At 36.3% G+C, this 16846-nt stretch carries 16 protein-coding genes; 10 read left to right on the top strand and 6 right to left on the bottom strand.

What is annotated here, in order from left to right; all coding sequences use genetic code 11:
* Positions 1 to 48 precede the first annotated feature (48 nt).
* A complete protein-coding gene (gene ltrA / locus HMPREF3031_RS10570; protein ID WP_037556158.1) occupies positions 49 to 1335 on the top strand; it encodes a group II intron reverse transcriptase/maturase in 1287 nt (428 codons plus the stop codon).
* Positions 1336 to 1459: 124 nt separating this feature from the next.
* Here the strand turns inward: ltrA and yidC are convergent, their stop codons facing one another.
* The gene (gene yidC / locus HMPREF3031_RS10565) at positions 1460 to 2314 is read right to left on the bottom strand and encodes a membrane protein insertase YidC (protein ID WP_070684387.1); all 855 of its coding nucleotides are present in this window, start codon (positions 2312 to 2314) and stop codon (positions 1460 to 1462) included.
* A 227-nt stretch (positions 2315 to 2541) separates the two neighbouring features.
* Complete coding sequence (locus HMPREF3031_RS10560; RefSeq protein WP_023016217.1) at positions 2542 to 3111, bottom strand: hypothetical protein; 570 nt, start codon at positions 3109 to 3111, stop codon at positions 2542 to 2544.
* A 297-nt stretch (positions 3112 to 3408) separates the two neighbouring features.
* Between HMPREF3031_RS10560 and HMPREF3031_RS10555 the strand changes: the two genes are divergently transcribed.
* Positions 3409 to 4332: an osmoprotectant ABC transporter substrate-binding protein gene (locus tag HMPREF3031_RS10555; protein WP_002480063.1), complete on the top strand. Its 924-nt coding sequence runs from the start codon at positions 3409 to 3411 to the stop codon at positions 4330 to 4332.
* Positions 4333 to 4580: 248 nt separating this feature from the next.
* Here the strand turns inward: HMPREF3031_RS10555 and HMPREF3031_RS10550 are convergent, their stop codons facing one another.
* Complete coding sequence (locus HMPREF3031_RS10550) at positions 4581 to 6140, bottom strand: BCCT family transporter (RefSeq protein WP_002480061.1); 1560 nt, start codon at positions 6138 to 6140, stop codon at positions 4581 to 4583.
* 275 nt (positions 6141 to 6415) lie between these two features.
* Between HMPREF3031_RS10550 and HMPREF3031_RS13315 the strand changes: the two genes are divergently transcribed.
* The 4 genes from HMPREF3031_RS13315 to HMPREF3031_RS13310 all read left to right on the top strand — a co-directional run bounded on the left by HMPREF3031_RS13315 (position 6416) and on the right by HMPREF3031_RS13310 (position 9374).
* Complete coding sequence (locus tag HMPREF3031_RS13315) at positions 6416 to 6670, top strand: hypothetical protein (protein WP_002480060.1); 255 nt, start codon at positions 6416 to 6418, stop codon at positions 6668 to 6670.
* A gap of 194 nt (positions 6671 to 6864) precedes the next feature.
* The gene (tenA, locus tag HMPREF3031_RS10545) at positions 6865 to 7548 is read left to right on the top strand and encodes a thiaminase II (protein ID WP_002480059.1); all 684 of its coding nucleotides are present in this window, start codon (positions 6865 to 6867) and stop codon (positions 7546 to 7548) included.
* Between the two features lie 67 nt (positions 7549 to 7615).
* Positions 7616 to 8356, top strand: a complete 741-nt coding sequence (locus HMPREF3031_RS10540; RefSeq protein WP_002480058.1) for an acetoacetate decarboxylase — start codon at positions 7616 to 7618, stop codon at positions 8354 to 8356.
* A 157-nt stretch (positions 8357 to 8513) separates the two neighbouring features.
* Entirely contained in the window at positions 8514 to 9374 is an 861-nt protein-coding gene (locus HMPREF3031_RS13310; RefSeq protein WP_002480057.1) for a hypothetical protein, read from the top strand.
* Between the two features lie 65 nt (positions 9375 to 9439).
* Here the strand turns inward: HMPREF3031_RS13310 and HMPREF3031_RS10530 are convergent, their stop codons facing one another.
* Complete coding sequence (locus HMPREF3031_RS10530; protein WP_002480056.1) at positions 9440 to 9640, bottom strand: hypothetical protein; 201 nt, start codon at positions 9638 to 9640, stop codon at positions 9440 to 9442.
* Positions 9641 to 9859: 219 nt separating this feature from the next.
* Positions 9860 to 10984, bottom strand: a complete 1125-nt coding sequence (locus HMPREF3031_RS10525) for a hypothetical protein (RefSeq protein ID WP_037556097.1) — start codon at positions 10982 to 10984, stop codon at positions 9860 to 9862.
* Positions 10985 to 11159: 175 nt separating this feature from the next.
* On the opposite strand from HMPREF3031_RS10525, the gene HMPREF3031_RS10520 reads away from it, so the two are divergent.
* On the top strand, positions 11160 to 11351 hold the full coding sequence (locus HMPREF3031_RS10520) for a hypothetical protein (RefSeq protein WP_002480054.1): 192 nt from the start codon (positions 11160 to 11162) through the stop codon (positions 11349 to 11351).
* A gap of 103 nt (positions 11352 to 11454) precedes the next feature.
* Here HMPREF3031_RS10520 and HMPREF3031_RS10515 read toward each other — a convergent pair whose 3' ends face one another.
* A complete protein-coding gene (locus HMPREF3031_RS10515) occupies positions 11455 to 12159 on the bottom strand; it encodes an SDR family oxidoreductase (protein WP_002480053.1) in 705 nt (234 codons plus the stop codon).
* A gap of 334 nt (positions 12160 to 12493) precedes the next feature.
* Between HMPREF3031_RS10515 and HMPREF3031_RS10510 the strand changes: the two genes are divergently transcribed.
* The 3 genes from HMPREF3031_RS10510 (at position 12494) to HMPREF3031_RS10500 (ending at position 16842) form a co-directional block, all read left to right on the top strand.
* Positions 12494 to 14092: an FMN-binding glutamate synthase family protein gene (locus tag HMPREF3031_RS10510; protein ID WP_002480052.1), complete on the top strand. Its 1599-nt coding sequence runs from the start codon at positions 12494 to 12496 to the stop codon at positions 14090 to 14092.
* A 296-nt stretch (positions 14093 to 14388) separates the two neighbouring features.
* Positions 14389 to 15849, top strand: coding sequence for an MDR family MFS transporter (locus HMPREF3031_RS10505; protein WP_002480051.1), 1461 nt, complete (start codon positions 14389 to 14391; stop codon positions 15847 to 15849).
* A 204-nt stretch (positions 15850 to 16053) separates the two neighbouring features.
* Positions 16054 to 16842, top strand: a complete 789-nt coding sequence (locus HMPREF3031_RS10500) for a putative hydro-lyase (RefSeq protein WP_070684389.1) — start codon at positions 16054 to 16056, stop codon at positions 16840 to 16842.
* Positions 16843 to 16846 lie beyond the last annotated feature (4 nt).

Below are 16846 nucleotides of genomic sequence, written 5' to 3'. Positions count from 1 at the left end.
AAAAAGATAAGCAGATGTGTACAGTAAATCTTAGTTGATATGAAAGAAATGTATCGTGAGTCTCCATCATTGATGGAACTTGTTGTAAGACCAAACAACATAGAGAAGGCAATCAAGAAAGTTATCAAAAACAATGGTTCTCCTGGAATTGATGGGATGAAGGTTAAAGAGTTAAATGCTCACTTCAGAGAATTCTATCCACAAATAAAAGAAAAACTGCTTAACGGTACTTATGAACCGCAAGCAGTTAAGAAAGTAGCCATTCCAAAACCAAATGGCAAAAAGAGAATTCTTGGAATTCCCGTCGCAAGGGATAGAGTTATCCAACAGGCAATCAAACAAGTTATCGAACCGACAATTAATCGTCAGTTTTCAAAACATAGTCATGGTTTCAGACCAAATCATAGTACAGGGACAGCATTGAAACAATGTATCCAATACTATGAAGAGGGTTATCACACAGTCGTAGACTGTGATTTGAAACAATGCTTTGATACATTGAACCATGATAAGTTGATGTACTTGTTTGAGCGCTTTATACAAGACAAAGCTATTTCTAAATTTATCCGCAAAAGTTTACAAAGCGGGTCTGCAGACCTGTCTGGCGAATACGCAGAAAGAAAGACAGGTGCCCCTCAAGGTGGAGTTATATCTCCCTTGTTGTGTAATATCTATTTGCATGAACTGGATAAAGAATTAGAGAAGCGCGGACACCGTTTTGTGAGATACGCTGATGACTTCGTCATCTTTGTAAAATCAAAACGTGCCGGACAACGTGTTATGGAAAGTATCACAAATTTTATCGAAAAAGACCTGAAATTAACAGTGAATAAAGATAAAAGTAAAGTGGGTTCTCCTACACGTTTAAAGTTCTTGAGTTGTCTGATAATGAAAACAAATGGCACTTTTCGTTTCAGACCCACTATGGAAGCAAAAAGAAATTTAAAAGCCAAATTAAAGTGGGTCACAAGAAGAAATAGACATGGCACATTCAAAGAAATTATAACAGAAATCAACGCAATTACTAGAGGTTGGATAAATTACTTCGGTAGAGGTTTTATTAAAGTATTTGTCCAACGAATACAAAAGTGGTTGAACCGTCGTATCAGACAACTTATTTTAAAGCGATGGAAGAAAATCAAAACAAAATACAAGATGTTTCGAAAATATGGATTAGACCACAATAGTGCTATGCGTATTGCGAACTCAAGAAAGAAGTATTGGAGACTTTCAAACACGCATGAGGTTCATCGTGCGCTTACAACAAATAGACTCTACAAGTGGGGATTAGTACCACTAACCCGACTCGCAGAGTCTGCTTACGCAAGATATTGAACCGCCGTGTACGGAACCGTACGCACGGTGGTGTGAGAGGACGAGTGGTCAATTAATGATTACTCTCCTACTCGATTATATAAATATAGCCCAGGAAATAACTTCCCGGGCCAATTCATCATGCTTATTTTTTCTTATTTTTCTTAGAAATGACTTTCGTGTTTTTAGGTTTATCTTCTTTCTTCTCTTGTTCGCGTTTAATACGTGCTACTTCTTCATCCGCAACTTTACTGTAGTATCTGTTCGCAAAGAACATTTGAACAATCATAAAGATGGCACTGACTGACCAATAAAGACCTAATGCCGCAGCTGAAGTGAATGAGATATAAATGATGAAGATAGGTGAGATAATCATCATCATGTAACCCATTTGACGTTGTTCTTTCGGCATATTTTCAATGCTGACAAGTGATTGTAAGAAGTAAAGGGCACCGGCAATGATTGTAATCCAAACATCAGGTTCTGTCAGTTTGAACCATAAGAAGTGAGGATGATCTGTGATGCCGCCATGTGAAGGCCATTTTAATGAGACATATAAACCGAAGAGTACAGGCATTTGAATTAAGATTGGCAGACAGCCAAGCATACTCTTCATTGGATTCATGTCGTACTTTTTATAAACAGCCATTAATTCTTGTTGTGCTTCCATTTTTTCTTCTTGTGTACGTGCACGTTTAACTTTTTCTTGTACTTCTTTCATCTCAGGTTTCGCAATATCCATAACCTTACGCATGATTTGACCGTTCTTAGTTTGGCTTAACATAAACGGCAACATAACTAAGCGAATGGCTAATACAATAACGATAATTGCGAGACCATAGTTATCGTTTAAATTATGACCAAGCCAATGTAGTAAATTGTCCATTGGTTTTGCGAAAGTATTAAAGAAGAAACCATTGCGGTTTTCACTCTTTGAATAATCGCAACCTGCGAGCAGTACTGTAGATAACGTCAATAACAGTATGTATTTTATTTTCATCTTTCTCTGCCTTTCTCTTTTTTTATTGAAAATAATTAAGCATCGTATCGAAGTCATTGAAAAAGCAACCGCTTAACAAGGGTTGCGAAAAAAAGGACAACAATTGCTTATACACTTACAAGATACAATCCTAACATAGAACCTGTATCGATTAAAGAAGAGAAAAGATAAAACAACATAGCTAAAAACAATACGATAAACAATGGCAAAACAAAGTGAATAATTAACTAATCTGCTGCTTTTTCATTTTTCAACGTATTGATAGAAAGAGACCATAAAACGATATTTAAGATCATCACAATAAATAATGCGACAACTGTATATAGAAGATCAAAAGTTATAGTCATCGGCAAGGTTTCAAACAACACATAATAAACTAACCCGCCAATAATGACCTGCCCCACAATGTTTAAGAGCTTTCCAATATTAGATTCAACAAATTGAAGTAATAAAGAGGGCAAAGATAACACACTAAAAACAACATAACTAACGAGTGTTATTTCTCCTAAAGCTATCGCAGACGTATCAGTTAAATTTGAAAGTGTAACTGAATCTAAAAACTTTATCGCAGCGATAAACGCAAAGATAAAAATAACGAAGCCAATTACTTCTTCAATAAGTAGTGCCAAAAATGAGCTGACAATATTCTTTTCTGGTTTCTCAAAGCGCTCATAAATATATTCAATGACAAAATTCAATAGTGTCGAAACAACAACCAAGATAATAAAGACAGTCGGAAGTTTACCTGTAAATAACTGGCTTAAAAATTCTACACCTAAATCCCAATAAACTTTCATGATTTTAAGCTCCTCTTTCTCTTTATGTAATGAGTATATAGATAAAATACAATAAAAATCAACTGTCATTTTATAACTTTTAAATTAAAAAAGAGGGTATGTCTAGATTGATTAAATGATGAAGAATGTTGTGAGGACAAGGAACAAAGCGCCTGAGTTAGTCTAACGTTTGTGTGAGGTTAGACTGAAGTTAGGGTGGAAACGGTATGGCATGCACAAAAAATGTATGTGTTATAATGTGTAGTGGTTAATTGTGAAAATAAAATGATTATAAAAGAAATTAATGTGGGGGTTGTAATGAAAAAGTTTAAATATTTAATGGGGATAGTTTTAACAAGTGTCTTTATACTTGCTGGATGTGGGTTACCTGGCTTAGATGGCGGCCCAGGTAAAAATGTTAAAATTACTGCACTCGCAACAAGTGAATCGCAAATTATGGCACATATGATTCGCCTACAAATTGAACATGATACGAAAGGGAAAGTAAAACCAACCATTATTAACAACTTAGGCTCAGCTACTATTCAACATAACGCCTTATTGAATGGAGATGCGCAAATTTCTTCTACGCGTTATACAGGTACAGATTTAGTAGGAGCGTTAAATCAACAACCTATTACTGACACCAAGAAAGCTATGGATGTTGTTCAAAAAGGCTTTACAAAGCAATATGATCAAACGTTCTTTGATACGTATGGCTTTGAAAATACTTTCGCATTTATGGTTACTCAAGAAGTGGCTGACAAGTATCATCTTGAAACAGTTTCGGATTTAAAGAAACATAAAGACGAGTTGCGTTTAGGTACAGATTCTACTTGGATTAAACGTGCTGGCGATGGTTACCCGGCTTTCACTAAAGCCTATGGGTTTAAATTTAAAAGTATCCGACCTATGCAAATCGGCTTAGTATATGATGCTTTAAAAAACAATAAATTAGATGTGGCTCTAGGTTATACTACAGATGGCCGTATTTCAGCTTATAACTTGAAAGTATTAAAAGATGACCGTAAATTCTTCCCGCCATATGACGCAAGTCCACTTGCGAAGAACGACTTCCTAAGAAAGAACCCTAAAATTAAACATTCATTAGAAAAACTTCAAGGCAAGGTCTCTACGAAAACAATGCAAGAGTTAAATTATCAATCAGACGGCAAAAAACAAGAGCCAGCCGTAGTCGCAGAAAGGTTCCTCAAAAAACACAACTATTTCGAAAATAAATAGTTATCAATTTGTCTTGTGTTAGGACCATGTTATACTGACAAAAATTGGAGGTAGATTATGGCTAAAATTAACCAAAGACAAGTGAGACAAATTGTGCGTTTAGTCACACGTATTGTACGTCAGATCATGCGTTCTAGAAATAATAAACGTTATTAATATAAAGAAGCAGCACTTTCTCAAATTAGAAGAGAAGGTGCTGCTTTTGTTTATCCTTAAATTGAAGCGTATGGATACGCATGTAGTTAAATTTATGAGCGATCTTCTGACGAGTGTCTCTTAGATGCGGCATGTAAAATCTTAGTATGTTCTTCATTAGGTGAGAGTGTTAATCCTAACGCTTTACGCTCTCTATTCGCATCTTTATAGAATGAAAGCGTCATTAAGATAACGACCAAACTGAATGGTAAGGCTGAGATAATCGCCGCAGATTGTAGGGCGTCTAATCCTGTTTCGCCTCCGGCAAGCAGTAATACATACGCAATCGCAGAAAGCGCAAGTCCCCATACAATTTTTACGAATCCTGCTGGACGTAATGTACCAAATGCCGTCTGCATACCTAAAACGAATGTTGCTGAATCGGCAGAAGTAATAAAGAATGATCCAATTAATGCGAGTGCGATAATGGATAAGACACTGCCTATCGGCAATTCATTAAAGATACCGAATAATTGTGTTTCAGGTGGCATTTTAAAGATTTCAGTATGTTCTTGTCCAACACTGATACCTGTTAAACCGAATACGCTGAACCAGAAAATACTGACGATTGTCGGCACTAGTAAGACTGCCATAACGAATTCTCTGATAGAGCGTCCTTTAGAGATACGGGCGATAAAGATACCGACGAACGGACTCCAACTCATCCACCAACCCCAATAATAAACTGTCCATGTCTGCATCCAGTCATGTTTTTGTTGGTTTAATGGTGCAGTGTCTAAACTGTTAAAGATTAAAGTGTTTAAGTAATCACCAGTCGCAGAAGTCATCATGTCTAAGATGAGTAAAGTTGGACCAATGACTAATAAAATCGCAAAGAGAATCGCAGCTAAAATCATATTTAAGTTACTTAAATATTGAATTCCTTTGCTTAAACCACTCCATGCACTGTATAAGAAAAGCACAGTTACGACTGCGATAATAATACCTTGAACTAACTTGTTATTTGGAATACCAAATAAATAATTCAAGCCTCCATTGATCTGCATCGCGCCAACACCAAGTGATACCGCTACACCGATAATTGTCGCAAATACTGCTAAAACATCGACAATGGTACCTGGTAAACCGTCCACACGTTTACCTAAAAGTGGTCGTAATGTTTTAGAAATAAGACCGACTTCGCCTTTTCTGAATTGGAAATAAGCGAGTGATAACGCTACGATGCCGTAAACAGCCCAAGGGTGAAAGCCATAGTGTAAGAAACTCGCACGTAATGAATCTGCGAGTGCTGCTTTCGATTCTGCAGAAGCTGTAGGAGGAGTTAAATAATGTGATACAGGCTCAGAAGCCCCATAGAATACTAAGCCAATCCCCATACCAGCACTAAATAACATTGTCAGCCAAGAGATAGTGTGGAACTCAGGTTTGTCTGTAGGTTTACCTAGCTTTAATTTGCCGATTGGGCTAAAAACTAAGAAAATACAGAAAACCAATATGAAAGAAAAGACGAGCATATAATACCAACCGAAAGTTTCTGTAATCCACGCCCCAAGTGCACCAGAAACCTTGCCGAATTGGTTAGGGAAAATTGCGCCGATTAATACTAATAAACCTACAAGTATAGACGCATAAGTAAATACGGGTGAAAACATCTTGTTTGTCTCTTTATGAGTCGTCTTCAAAACTGCAACATCCTTTCTGATTTGAGTATTGAAAAAAAGCAAAGACGGTATTCATGCTATCATACCTAGCAAATAATTCAACTTCTTGAAAATCGTAGCTTAAAAAGTGAAAAAATCATTGTAAATTCAAAAAAGGGGTATTTTTTGAATTTATATCCAACTTAGGGTGGGGTAAAATAAAAAAACTGATATATAAGAAAAAAGAGGGTGAAGGTGTATTATAAAAATTTGAAAAAATATTTTACATGCTTGGGGAACAAAATTTAGAAAATGAATATCAAAATCGACAAGAAGCATTTACAACGTTTTTAACAAATATTGAAATTTATCCCATCAGAGACCAAAAACAATGTCAGACTGTAAGCTATTCATTGTTTATTTGTATGAGCAAAGCTTTAGCACATAAAATGGAAGGTGTTCTTTTAAATTCAAATAAAATATTAAAACTATCACACAATGGAGGTGATAGTGATGCTAGATGTTGTGGTTGCATTGGTTAAACAAATGATTGCGCAATTTATTTCAGGTGGCAAACAAGATGTTAAATAGTCATGCTTTATTCAGCATGATAATTGAATGCGTCGACTTGTGTTTAGAAACAAGCCGGCGTATTTTTGTATATTGTGTCGATATAGGTTAGATTAAAGATAAGCAGTAAAAATATTGAATCAAATCTAATTAGGAGGAACTTGTAGTGACACAATTATTTACAGATCGTTTATATGAACGCGTTGAGCCAATTTGGGCATCTTACATGGAACATCCATTTATTAAAGGGTTAGCTGACGGCTCTTTGGATGAAGAGAAATTCAAACATTGGTTGAAACAAGATTATATTTATTTAATTGAGTATTCTCGTTTATTTGCGATTGGTGCCGCGAAAGCCATTGATTTAGATATGATGTCGACGTATGCACAATTATTAGATGGCACAATGAATACAGAAATGAACTTGCATCGTGGTTATGCGAAGGAATTTGGTATTAGTGAAGCGGAATTAGAAGCTACTGAACCTGCAGAAACGACAACCGCTTATACAAGTTATATGTTGAATATGGCACAAATCGGTGGCGTAGAAAATGTGATTGCCGCAATTTTAACTTGTACATGGAGTTACAACTATATTGGTTTGAAATTGGCAGAACAAGATGCTGCGAAAGATCATCCATTATATCGAAAATGGGTAGATATGTATTCATCTGAGGAGTTTACACAATTCAAGAAAGATTGTGTTGAACTGATGAATAAAGTGACAGAAGGACGTTCAGAAGCGGACTTAAAACGACTAGAAGATATTGTCGTACGCACAAGTTATTATGAATATAAATTCTGGGATATGGCAGAAAACTTAAGCACTTGGGATGTGCCGGTAAAATAGAATGATTGAAGATTCAAGTTGTTGCCTTTAAGCTTAGGTAAGCAATGTATATTGAGGAGGCAAAGAATTGAATAAAAAAGAACTCATGAACTTAGCTTCAACACCTGTGAATGCACCGACATATTCAAGAGTGGATGTTCATTTCAGAAATAGAGAATTTTTAAACATTGTGTATCGCACGGATATTGAGAAACTAAAGGAAGTCGTACCTGAACCGCTAAAAGTGACAAGTGACTTAATCAAATTTGAAGTCATTGATATGCCTGATAGTACAGGCCTTGGTTCATATACAGAATGCGGACAAGTGATTCCAGTAGAATACAATGGAGAAGAAGGCGAGTTCTACTTATCCATGTATTTAAACAATCAACCTGCGATTGCATTAGGCAGAGAGCTTTCAACATTTCCAAAGAAATACGGAGAACCAAGACTATATGTCGATAACGATACATTAGTAGGTACATTAGATTATCATTCATTACGCGTTGCACAAGCAACGATGACCTATAAATACCATCCGATTGAAACAGAAGAAGCGAAACAACTTATTACCAAACCAAGCTTCATGTTGAAACAATTGCCAAATTACGATGGGACACCAAGAATACTTGAAATGACACGTTCTCAAATTACAGATATTCAAATTAAAGAAGCATTCCGTGGTGATGCGCGTCTACAATTATTTGAACATGTGAATGCGCCGCTCGCAGATTTCCCGGTCAAAGAAATTGTCGATGCACAACATATATTGGCAGACTTAAGACTCGGCCGACCGGAAGTCATTCATGATTATTTAAAAGAATCATAAATTTTTCAGGAGAAACAAGCTTTGATGTTTGTTTCTCTTTTTTTAAACAAATAGACAGAATATGTCTTTTTTTGTAAAGAATGAATACAGTTGTATTCCACTCAGGTATACTAAATATTAAGTATGAAAGTCATTATAAAGAGAGAGTAGGGACATAATGAACAAAATTAAATATTTAGGTACTGGACTCTTAGCAGCGTCGTTATTATTAACTGCTTGTGGGCAAAAAGAAGAAAAACAAACATCATCTGACCAAGAAAAGACAGAACATCAATCAGAAGAACAATCTACATATGAAGATCATCAAAAAAGCGAAGAAAACAACGAGAAACACTTAGGTTCAAAAGCATCTGAATCTAAACACAATGCATTTAGTCACTTGAATCCTAATAGTGATGAATATCTTGCGCGTGTATGGTTAGCCGCATTACCAAGCTATCGAAGCGCAAATCCGGCAGATATCTCTATTAGTCATGATGATTTGTCAGGAAAGATTATGTATGGACCAGGGTCGATTAGATATGAACAAGGTGTTCAAAGTTTGTTAGGTACACCTACTGCCGCGGGATATGTTGTTTATAAAAATAACGGAGATGGTACGATTACGATTTATCCTGTACCGAGTCATTTCCAAGATCATCGTTGGCAAGAAGAAGATTATAGTCGCGAGGAATCTCAACGTATTATGAATAGCGGAGAAGTGGTACCGTTGTATGATGGGAATGAAGAAGCGGTGCGTCTAGTTGAAAGTTATATTGGTGCGACACCACCTGGAATTGATGAGGATGATGAAGAGTCAGAAGAAACGGTGACACGTGAAAATGTGATTGATAAGGTTGAAGAATATGAAGGTCATCAATTAGATACAAGCCGTTATACTTTCAAAGAACCAGAACGTCGTGATGATGGGGGTTGGGGCTTCTCAATTTTAGACAAACAAGGTAATTTAGTCGGTTCATATATCATTGATTCAGACGGTGATGTGACAAAATATGATGAACATGGCGACGAAGTTTAATATATTGAAAAAGAACTTGATTCGACAGCTTTCATGTGTTGAATCAAGTTCTTTTATCGTTAATATTATGCTTCACTTTGTTTATTTGATGCATAGTCATAAAGTTTAATAATTGTTTTGAATTTCGCATCTTCGAGCTTTGTTTTCTTATTTCTTAAATCTTGAACAGTTTGATAAGGAACACCTGAAGCTTTTGAGATTTTATAGCCGCTTTCAGCTTCAAATAATTTTTCAATATCTTCTTTAATTTGTTTGATGACTGTCATAGTTAAGCTCCTTTTATTTTTTGTGTCGCGCTTTGAATGTAAGTGTAATTCTACTTACTTCACTGACAGTGTATCACGATATAATGCGTTATCCAATTGAAATTATAAAGTAAAAGGTTGAATAAAGTTTAAGGTTTGAGTTGAAAAATACCCTATAAAGCTTGTACTTTTCAGTATTGGCTTTATAAGGTATTTATGATTGTGTTATCTTATATCGCTTTATCTTCGGTATTGATTGAAATCAATGACATTACCAGAAGATTTATGATTTTGTTCTTGTGTTTTTGTTTGAGGTTTACTGTGCAGTTCTTCTAAGAACTGATCTAACTCTTCTTGAGATGTGACTTTACCATCTATAATCGCATTCATAACTTTCGCATCGTCACTATCTTGATTTAAGTCGAACATTTCTTTAAACATTTCACGCATGTCTTCATCTTTGCCCGCTTCCACAAACGCAGAAATCGCAGTATCGATATCTTCATCTTCATTAATCGGCAGGCTATTCAATTTTTGATACTTTTCAATTTCTTCTAATAACTCACGATCTGCTTCATCAAGGAAGTCTAATGGATTCAAATCATTCTCTTCGAAGTAATCTTCTAAATCTTCAAAGATATCCATTGGCATATAAAGTATTTCATAGTCATCTTGCACTTGAATGAAGAAAGTTTTCACACTTAAGGCATCAAGATGCGTGTAAGGAATAACGTTGCTTTCTTCAGCGATGAAGTACGCAATTAAATTCAATTCTTTTTGCGTGAGACGTTTGAACATTAATGAAGTTTTGTTTGTAAATTTATCTTGAATTAAATCAACGATGTCACTTTTGCTTCCTTTAGAAAAGCCGGTAATTTTAAATTCACGACAAATTTGTTTTAATTCTTCAGTATTGTATCTCTCTAGTAAGTCAGCAAGTTGGAAATCTTCATAATCTCTACGTGCTTGTGTTATTTCACGCATTTCATGAATGGCTTCTTCTTCATCATCATCTAATGGTGGGATAGAGTCATATTTATGGTTGAGTACGTGGCTATTGAAGTTGTTTAAAAACTCAGTTTCTACAAAATAAGAGTTTTTCTCAATTTCATAAACGAAATCTGTTCTTCTTAATATTTTTAATTCATCGGCTTTGTCTTCTGAAATGATTGTGACTTCAGGATGATACTTCAAGATAGATTCTAAGACTTGTCTTTCTTTTAACGTCGTATACTTTCCATAATCCGTACAGATTTCTTGAACAGACATTTTCTCTACATCATCTATTTTATAATCAGCATTATGGAATTCGATGGCTTCGGCTAATTCGATATATTTATGTTTTTGCTCTTCCAAGTAATTCATGTGCGTCACCCCGTGCATTGTAAGATTGTATTATATCTATTCTATACCAATCTTTCCCTTAAAACGAATATTTTAAAGATTAAATGGATTGATCTTTAATTATAGAAATTCTACATAGGATTCAACACCAAGTTGTGATACATTAAACTAAATAACAATGTGAAGGAGTACCGCAATGGATACGACAGCTTTGATTTATGTCATTATTATTTTTATCAGCTTTATCGTCACAAACATGATTTCGAATCGCTTCATTAAAAACCGTTCTAATACAGGTTTATACTTGTTAAAACGTGTCGGTATTTTCATGGGTGTATATCTGGTCTTATTTAGTATTTATTTTATCTTGTTCAAACCAGAAATTTAAAGTAAAGGTATGCGTTGAATACAGATCCAACTTATATGTTTATATATGTAAAAAGTCAGGCGTGTTGCCTGACTTTCATTGTTTAAAGCTGTTTAGTTGTATATTAAACAGGGCGTACTGTAATTTCATTCACATTGACATGACTAGGTTGTGTTAACGCATAGACTACCGCATTTGCGATATCTTTAGGTTCTAACATTTTACGTGAACCCCAATCTGTATCACTAGTCATAGCTGTGTCGACCATACCTGGTGAAATGCTGGTAGAACGAATGCCTGTTTTTGCGAGTTCTTTTTCTAAACCTTGTGTAATCGCATGGACAGCTGCTTTTGTGGCGCTGTATAACGCGCTTGATTTTGTCACTTCAAAGCCCGAAATTGAAGCGATGTTAACGATATGACCGCTTTGCTGTTGTTGGAAGTGCGGCATGACCGCATTGATTGCGTATAATGTACCTTTAAGGTTTACATCAATCATATCGTCCCAAGCTTGTACTTCACCTTCTGTAATCGCAGACGATTTCATTTGACCTGCGCTGTTGACTAAGATATCGACTTTCCCGAATTCTTCTACAGCTTGTTGTACTGCACGATCAATATCTTCACGGTTTGTGACATCAGCGCTGATAATTTCATAGTTTTTTGCGCCTGCTTTACGTAATTCAGTTGAAACTTGGTCTAGTTTCTTTTCATCACGAGCAACAAGCACTACAGTTGCGCCTTCATTTGAAAGCTTTAAGGCAATGCCTTTCCCGATACCGCTGCTTGCGCCTGTAATGACTGCCACTTTCTTATTCAATTCTGTCATAAGTAAATCCGCCTTTCTCTCTCTTATTTACATTTATATTGTTTTATTCCCTTTTTCTACTTAAGGTAAAGATAATAGCCAACATCTTCAGTATATACAAGGTGACTTATGAATGCGAAAATTGAAGCAAAATGATAGAATATTAACGGCTTTTCTCATCCTTTCAGCAATATTGCATCAAAAATGTAAACGTTTTCTAAATGACTGATGAAACACGACGGAATTTGGTATACAATGGGATTACATTTAAAATTTAGTGCAATTTCAGCAGAGTGGGCTGCTGGGAATTGAAGTAATACATGATAAGCAGAGAAATAGAGAGAGGGGAACTATAATGTTATTGCTTACGATTCTTCAATTCATTATCAACATCTTAATTGCGCTTGTCGTAATAGGACTGTTGGTGACTGGATTAGTATTGTTATTTAGAGATAAACGGCAACAACAACACAGTGTGTTGCGTAACTATCCTGTGTTGGCGCGTGTACGTTATTTCTTCGAAAAGATCGGACCAGAGTTGCGTCAATATTTATTCTCAGAGGACACGAAAGGGAAACCATTTTCACGTAGTCAATATACAGACATCGTGAAAGCTGGTAAATACAAATCACGTATGACGAGCTTCGGAACGCAGACAGATTATGAAACAGGCTTCTTTATTCAAAACACGATGTTTCCAAAACAAGCAACGGAAATGCGTATTGATCAATCGACTTTAATTTCAACGTTTGTCTATAAGGTTGATAACGAACGCTTATTTGATCGAGAAGAACATCGAGACCCTGAAAAGGTTGACCCTTATTATCTGTCGGATGAGGATGCGATTGTTTTAGGAGAAGATTTAAAATATCCATATAAAGTGAAACGTTTAGTCGGACAATCTGGTATGAGTTACGGTGCACTAGGTAAAAATGCGATTACCGCATTATCTATGGGATTAGGACGTGCAGGTACTTGGATGAATACCGGTGAAGGCGGCTTATCTGACCACCATCGTAAAGGCGGCGGCGATATTATCTTCCAAATCGGACCTGGTTTATTCGGTGTACGTAAAGCCAATGGTGAGTTTGACTTAGAGAAGTTTAAACAAAAGGCAGCTATCGACCAAGTGAAAGCCTTTGAAGTGAAGTTAGCACAAGGGGCTAAAACACGTGGCGGTCATATGGAAGGCGCTAAGGTAACAGAAGAAATTGCGAAAATCAGAAGTGTTGAACCTGGTAAAACGATTAATTCACCGAATCGCTTTGAATTCATTCATAATTACGATGATTTATTAGATTGGATTATGGATTTGAAAGAAGCGGCACAAAAACCAGTAGGCTTCAAAATTGTGGTGAGTCATGTCGACGAAATTGAAGCCTTAGTCAGAACGATGAAACAACGTCAACAATATCCAAGCTTCATCACAATTGATGGTGGTGAAGGGGGTACAGGTGCGACGTATCAAGAATTACAAGATAGCGTCGGCTTACCATTATTCACAGCCTTACCGATTGTGACAGGCATGTTAGAGAAGTATGGTATTCGCGATAAAATGAAAATCTTCGCATCAGGTAAATTGGTGACACCTGATAAAATTGCGATTGCGCTCGGTCTCGGTGCAGACTTAGTCAATGTCGCACGTGGTATGATGATCAGTGTCGGCTGTATTATGAGTCAACAATGCCACTTGAACACATGTCCAGTCGGTGTGGCGACGACAAACCCTAAATTAGAACGTGGTTTGTTTGTGAACGAAAAGAACTATCGTGTCACAAACTACATCACAAGTTTACATGAAGGATTATTCAACTTAGCAGCGGCTGTCGGTGTCGAAAGTCCGACAGAAATTACGCAAGATCATTTAATCCTTAAAAATCCGAACGGCAACTTACAGTCGATTTATGATTATAAATTAAAATTAGTCGATACAAATCAAAAAGTATCTGTATAAATGTTGTTCAAGCTCTCACTTTGATGCGTGAGAGCTTTTTTTAATGTCTATAATTAGTTGTTGATGTCGAGTTAAGCTACAAAACACCCATGATGTAGATAGAATAGCTGGTTTTGGTGTGGGATAATTTTCAATGCGACATTCATCAAGTATAAGTAAACAGTTCATTTAAGCGCTGTGTTTTTACGCACATTTAAACAACAATTAAATGTAATTCAACTTTAGTGTGGTATGATTTAGTGCGTTATAAACATAGGTTGAGAAAATAGAGGAAGAAAAGGAAGAGGAGATGAAGTATGACACTCAAAACCAAATTATGGATGATTTTTACAATGTTGCTTGGCGGGTTCTTTGGAATTTTGAATGAAACCTTACTTGCGACAGCGTTACCAAGTATTATGAAAGATTTTAATATTGAATATACACAAGTTCAGTGGCTGACAACAGGATTCTTACTGACAAACGGTATTGTGATTCCATTGTCAGCGATGGTAATTCAGCGCTTTAGTACACGACAAGTGTTCCTGACATCCATTTTAATCTTTTTAGCAGGTACACTGGTTGCGGGCTTTAGTCCGAACTTCACTGTATTATTAATTGCGCGTATTATACAAGCACTAGGTTCAGGTATTATGATGCCGTTAATGATGACAACGATTTTAGATGTCTTTGAACCTCAAGAACGTGGTAAATATATGGGGATTTTCGGTTTAGTGATTGGCTTAGCACCGGCCATTGGTCCAACGTTATCAGGATATATAGTTGAGTATTCACACTGGCGTTCATTATTCCACGTAGTAACACCGATTGCGGCAATCACATTCCTAATGAGTTTGAAACTTATTAAGAACGTAGGTACGACAAGTAAAGTACCAATTGATATTTTATCTATTGCCTTATCTGTTGTAGGGTTTGGCGGATTATTATATGGTACAAGTTCTATCGCACGTGACGGTTGGGATGACCCGGTTGTTCTAACAACGATTATTGGCGGCATTGTGTTAGTGGTACTCTTTATCATCAGACAATTACGTTTAGAAACACCATTGCTGGATTTCAGAGTGTTTAAACAAGGTCAATTTGCGGTCGGCATTGTTATTATGGCCTTTACAATGATTGCGATGATTGGTTCTGAAACGGTATTACCGATCTTTATTCAAAATATTATGGGCAAACCTGCTTTAGAATCTGGCTTAGCATTATTACCAGGTGCGATTGTGATGGGGATTATGTCTGTAGTATCAGGTATCCTTTATGAGAAATTCGGCGCTAAAATTTTAGCCTTTATCGGTATGGGTATCGTGGTTGTGACGACAACTTATTTCGTCTTTATGGATGCTAAAACATCGTTAGTAATGTTAACAACAGTATATGCGATTCGTATGATCGGTATTGCGTTAGGTTTAATGCCATTAATGACACATACGATGAACGAATTACCGCAGAAAATGAATGCGCATGGTTCTTCTATGACGAACACTATGCAACAAATTTCAGCTTCTATCGGTACAGCGATTCTCTTTACAATTATGAGTCACTTCGCGAAAATCTTTAAACCAGATATGGCAGATTATCAAGGACTTAAACCAGAAGTGATGCAAGCGCAAATTGCACAAGATGCGATGTTGAACGGTTATCACGCAGCATTCTGGTTCACAGTAATTATTGCGGTTATCGCATTCTTAAGTGTGTTCTTATTAAAAAGCCAAAAGAAAGTGAAACATCCTAACACTCAAGAATCAAATACAACTGCATAATACAAAGTCACTAAATAAAAATCAGCATCTCCGCTATGGAAGTGCTGATTTTTTCTATTCTGATATTTCTTTTAAAGTAGCTGAAAAACATGGTCATGATAGTGTGGGTAATAGGTGTACAATTGAATGTTCTTTAACACATGTTTAAGTATTTTTGATAAACTAGTAGAAATACCATTTTTTAAACAAAGGGGATGTTTATACATGGCAAATTTACAAAATGTGGAACCAGAAGCATTAAGACAAATGATTCGTAATAAAGAAGTAACGGGGCATACAAGTGGAATGGCTAAGGGGTACATTCAAGCGAATGTGGTTATTCTACCTTCAAAATATGCTTATGATTTCTTGAAATTCTGTTTTAAAAATCCAAAAACGTGTCCGCTATTAGATGTATCTGAAGTAGGGGAAGTTAACTTTTCAAAGTATGGTAAAAATGCGGATATTACGACAGAAGTCGGAGCTTATCGTGTATATGAAAACGGTGAATTAATAGAAACACCGTCTGATATCAAGCATCGATTTAATGACGATATGGTTAGCTTTTTAATTGGATGTAGTTTTACGTTTGAACATGCGTTGTTAGAAGCGGGTATTCCATTACGTCATCTAGAAGAAGGACATAACGTACCGATGTATATTACAAATATACCTGCTGAACCTGCGGGTCGTTTTGACGGCAATATAACTGTAAGTATGCGTCCGATGACTATGAAAGATGCGATTCGTGCGACTGAGATTACGACACACTTTAAAAATGTTCACGGCACGCCTATCCATATCGGAGACCCTTCAGCAATCGGTATCAAAGATTTAAATCAAACAGACTTTGGGGAGCCGGTACACATAAAAGAAAATGAAGTCCCGGTCTTTTGGGGATGTGGTGTGACACCGCAATCTGTAGCTTTAGACGCTAAGCCTGAATTGATCATTACACATGCGCCTGGACATATGTTTATTACAGATGTTAAGGATAGTGAACTAAGTGATTGAGGTG

This window comes from Staphylococcus sp. HMSC072B07 (assembly GCF_001815505.1).
Taxonomy (GTDB): Bacteria; Bacillota; Bacilli; order Staphylococcales; family Staphylococcaceae; genus Staphylococcus; species Staphylococcus simulans.
Note: the sequence above shows the minus strand (reverse complement) of the source record. Positions and strands in the feature narration are given on the sequence as shown.

What these genes read in the sequence shown, in the direction of transcription:
- ltrA (WP_037556158.1), top strand. Translation starts at nt 49, where the DNA reads ATGTATCGTGAGTCTCCATCATTGATGGAACTTGTTGTAAGACCAAAC.
- yidC (WP_070684387.1), bottom strand. Translation starts at nt 2,314, where the DNA reads ATGAAAATAAAATACATACTGTTATTGACGTTATCTACAGTACTGCTC.
- HMPREF3031_RS10560 (WP_023016217.1), bottom strand. Translation starts at nt 3,111, where the DNA reads ATGAAAGTTTATTGGGATTTAGGTGTAGAATTTTTAAGCCAGTTATTT.
- HMPREF3031_RS10555 (WP_002480063.1), top strand. Translation starts at nt 3,409, where the DNA reads ATGAAAAAGTTTAAATATTTAATGGGGATAGTTTTAACAAGTGTCTTT.
- HMPREF3031_RS10550 (WP_002480061.1), bottom strand. Translation starts at nt 6,140, where the DNA reads ATGTTTTCACCCGTATTTACTTATGCGTCTATACTTGTAGGTTTATTA.
- HMPREF3031_RS13315 (WP_002480060.1), top strand. Translation starts at nt 6,416, where the DNA reads ATGCTTGGGGAACAAAATTTAGAAAATGAATATCAAAATCGACAAGAA.
- HMPREF3031_RS13310 (WP_002480057.1), top strand. Translation starts at nt 8,514, where the DNA reads ATGAACAAAATTAAATATTTAGGTACTGGACTCTTAGCAGCGTCGTTA.
- HMPREF3031_RS10530 (WP_002480056.1), bottom strand. Translation starts at nt 9,640, where the DNA reads ATGACAGTCATCAAACAAATTAAAGAAGATATTGAAAAATTATTTGAA.
- HMPREF3031_RS10525 (WP_037556097.1), bottom strand. Translation starts at nt 10,984, where the DNA reads ATGAATTACTTGGAAGAGCAAAAACATAAATATATCGAATTAGCCGAA.
- HMPREF3031_RS10520 (WP_002480054.1), top strand. Translation starts at nt 11,160, where the DNA reads ATGGATACGACAGCTTTGATTTATGTCATTATTATTTTTATCAGCTTT.
- HMPREF3031_RS10515 (WP_002480053.1), bottom strand. Translation starts at nt 12,159, where the DNA reads ATGACAGAATTGAATAAGAAAGTGGCAGTCATTACAGGCGCAAGCAGC.
- HMPREF3031_RS10510 (WP_002480052.1), top strand. Translation starts at nt 12,494, where the DNA reads ATGTTATTGCTTACGATTCTTCAATTCATTATCAACATCTTAATTGCG.
- HMPREF3031_RS10505 (WP_002480051.1), top strand. Translation starts at nt 14,389, where the DNA reads ATGACACTCAAAACCAAATTATGGATGATTTTTACAATGTTGCTTGGC.
- HMPREF3031_RS10500 (WP_070684389.1), top strand. Translation starts at nt 16,054, where the DNA reads ATGGCAAATTTACAAAATGTGGAACCAGAAGCATTAAGACAAATGATT.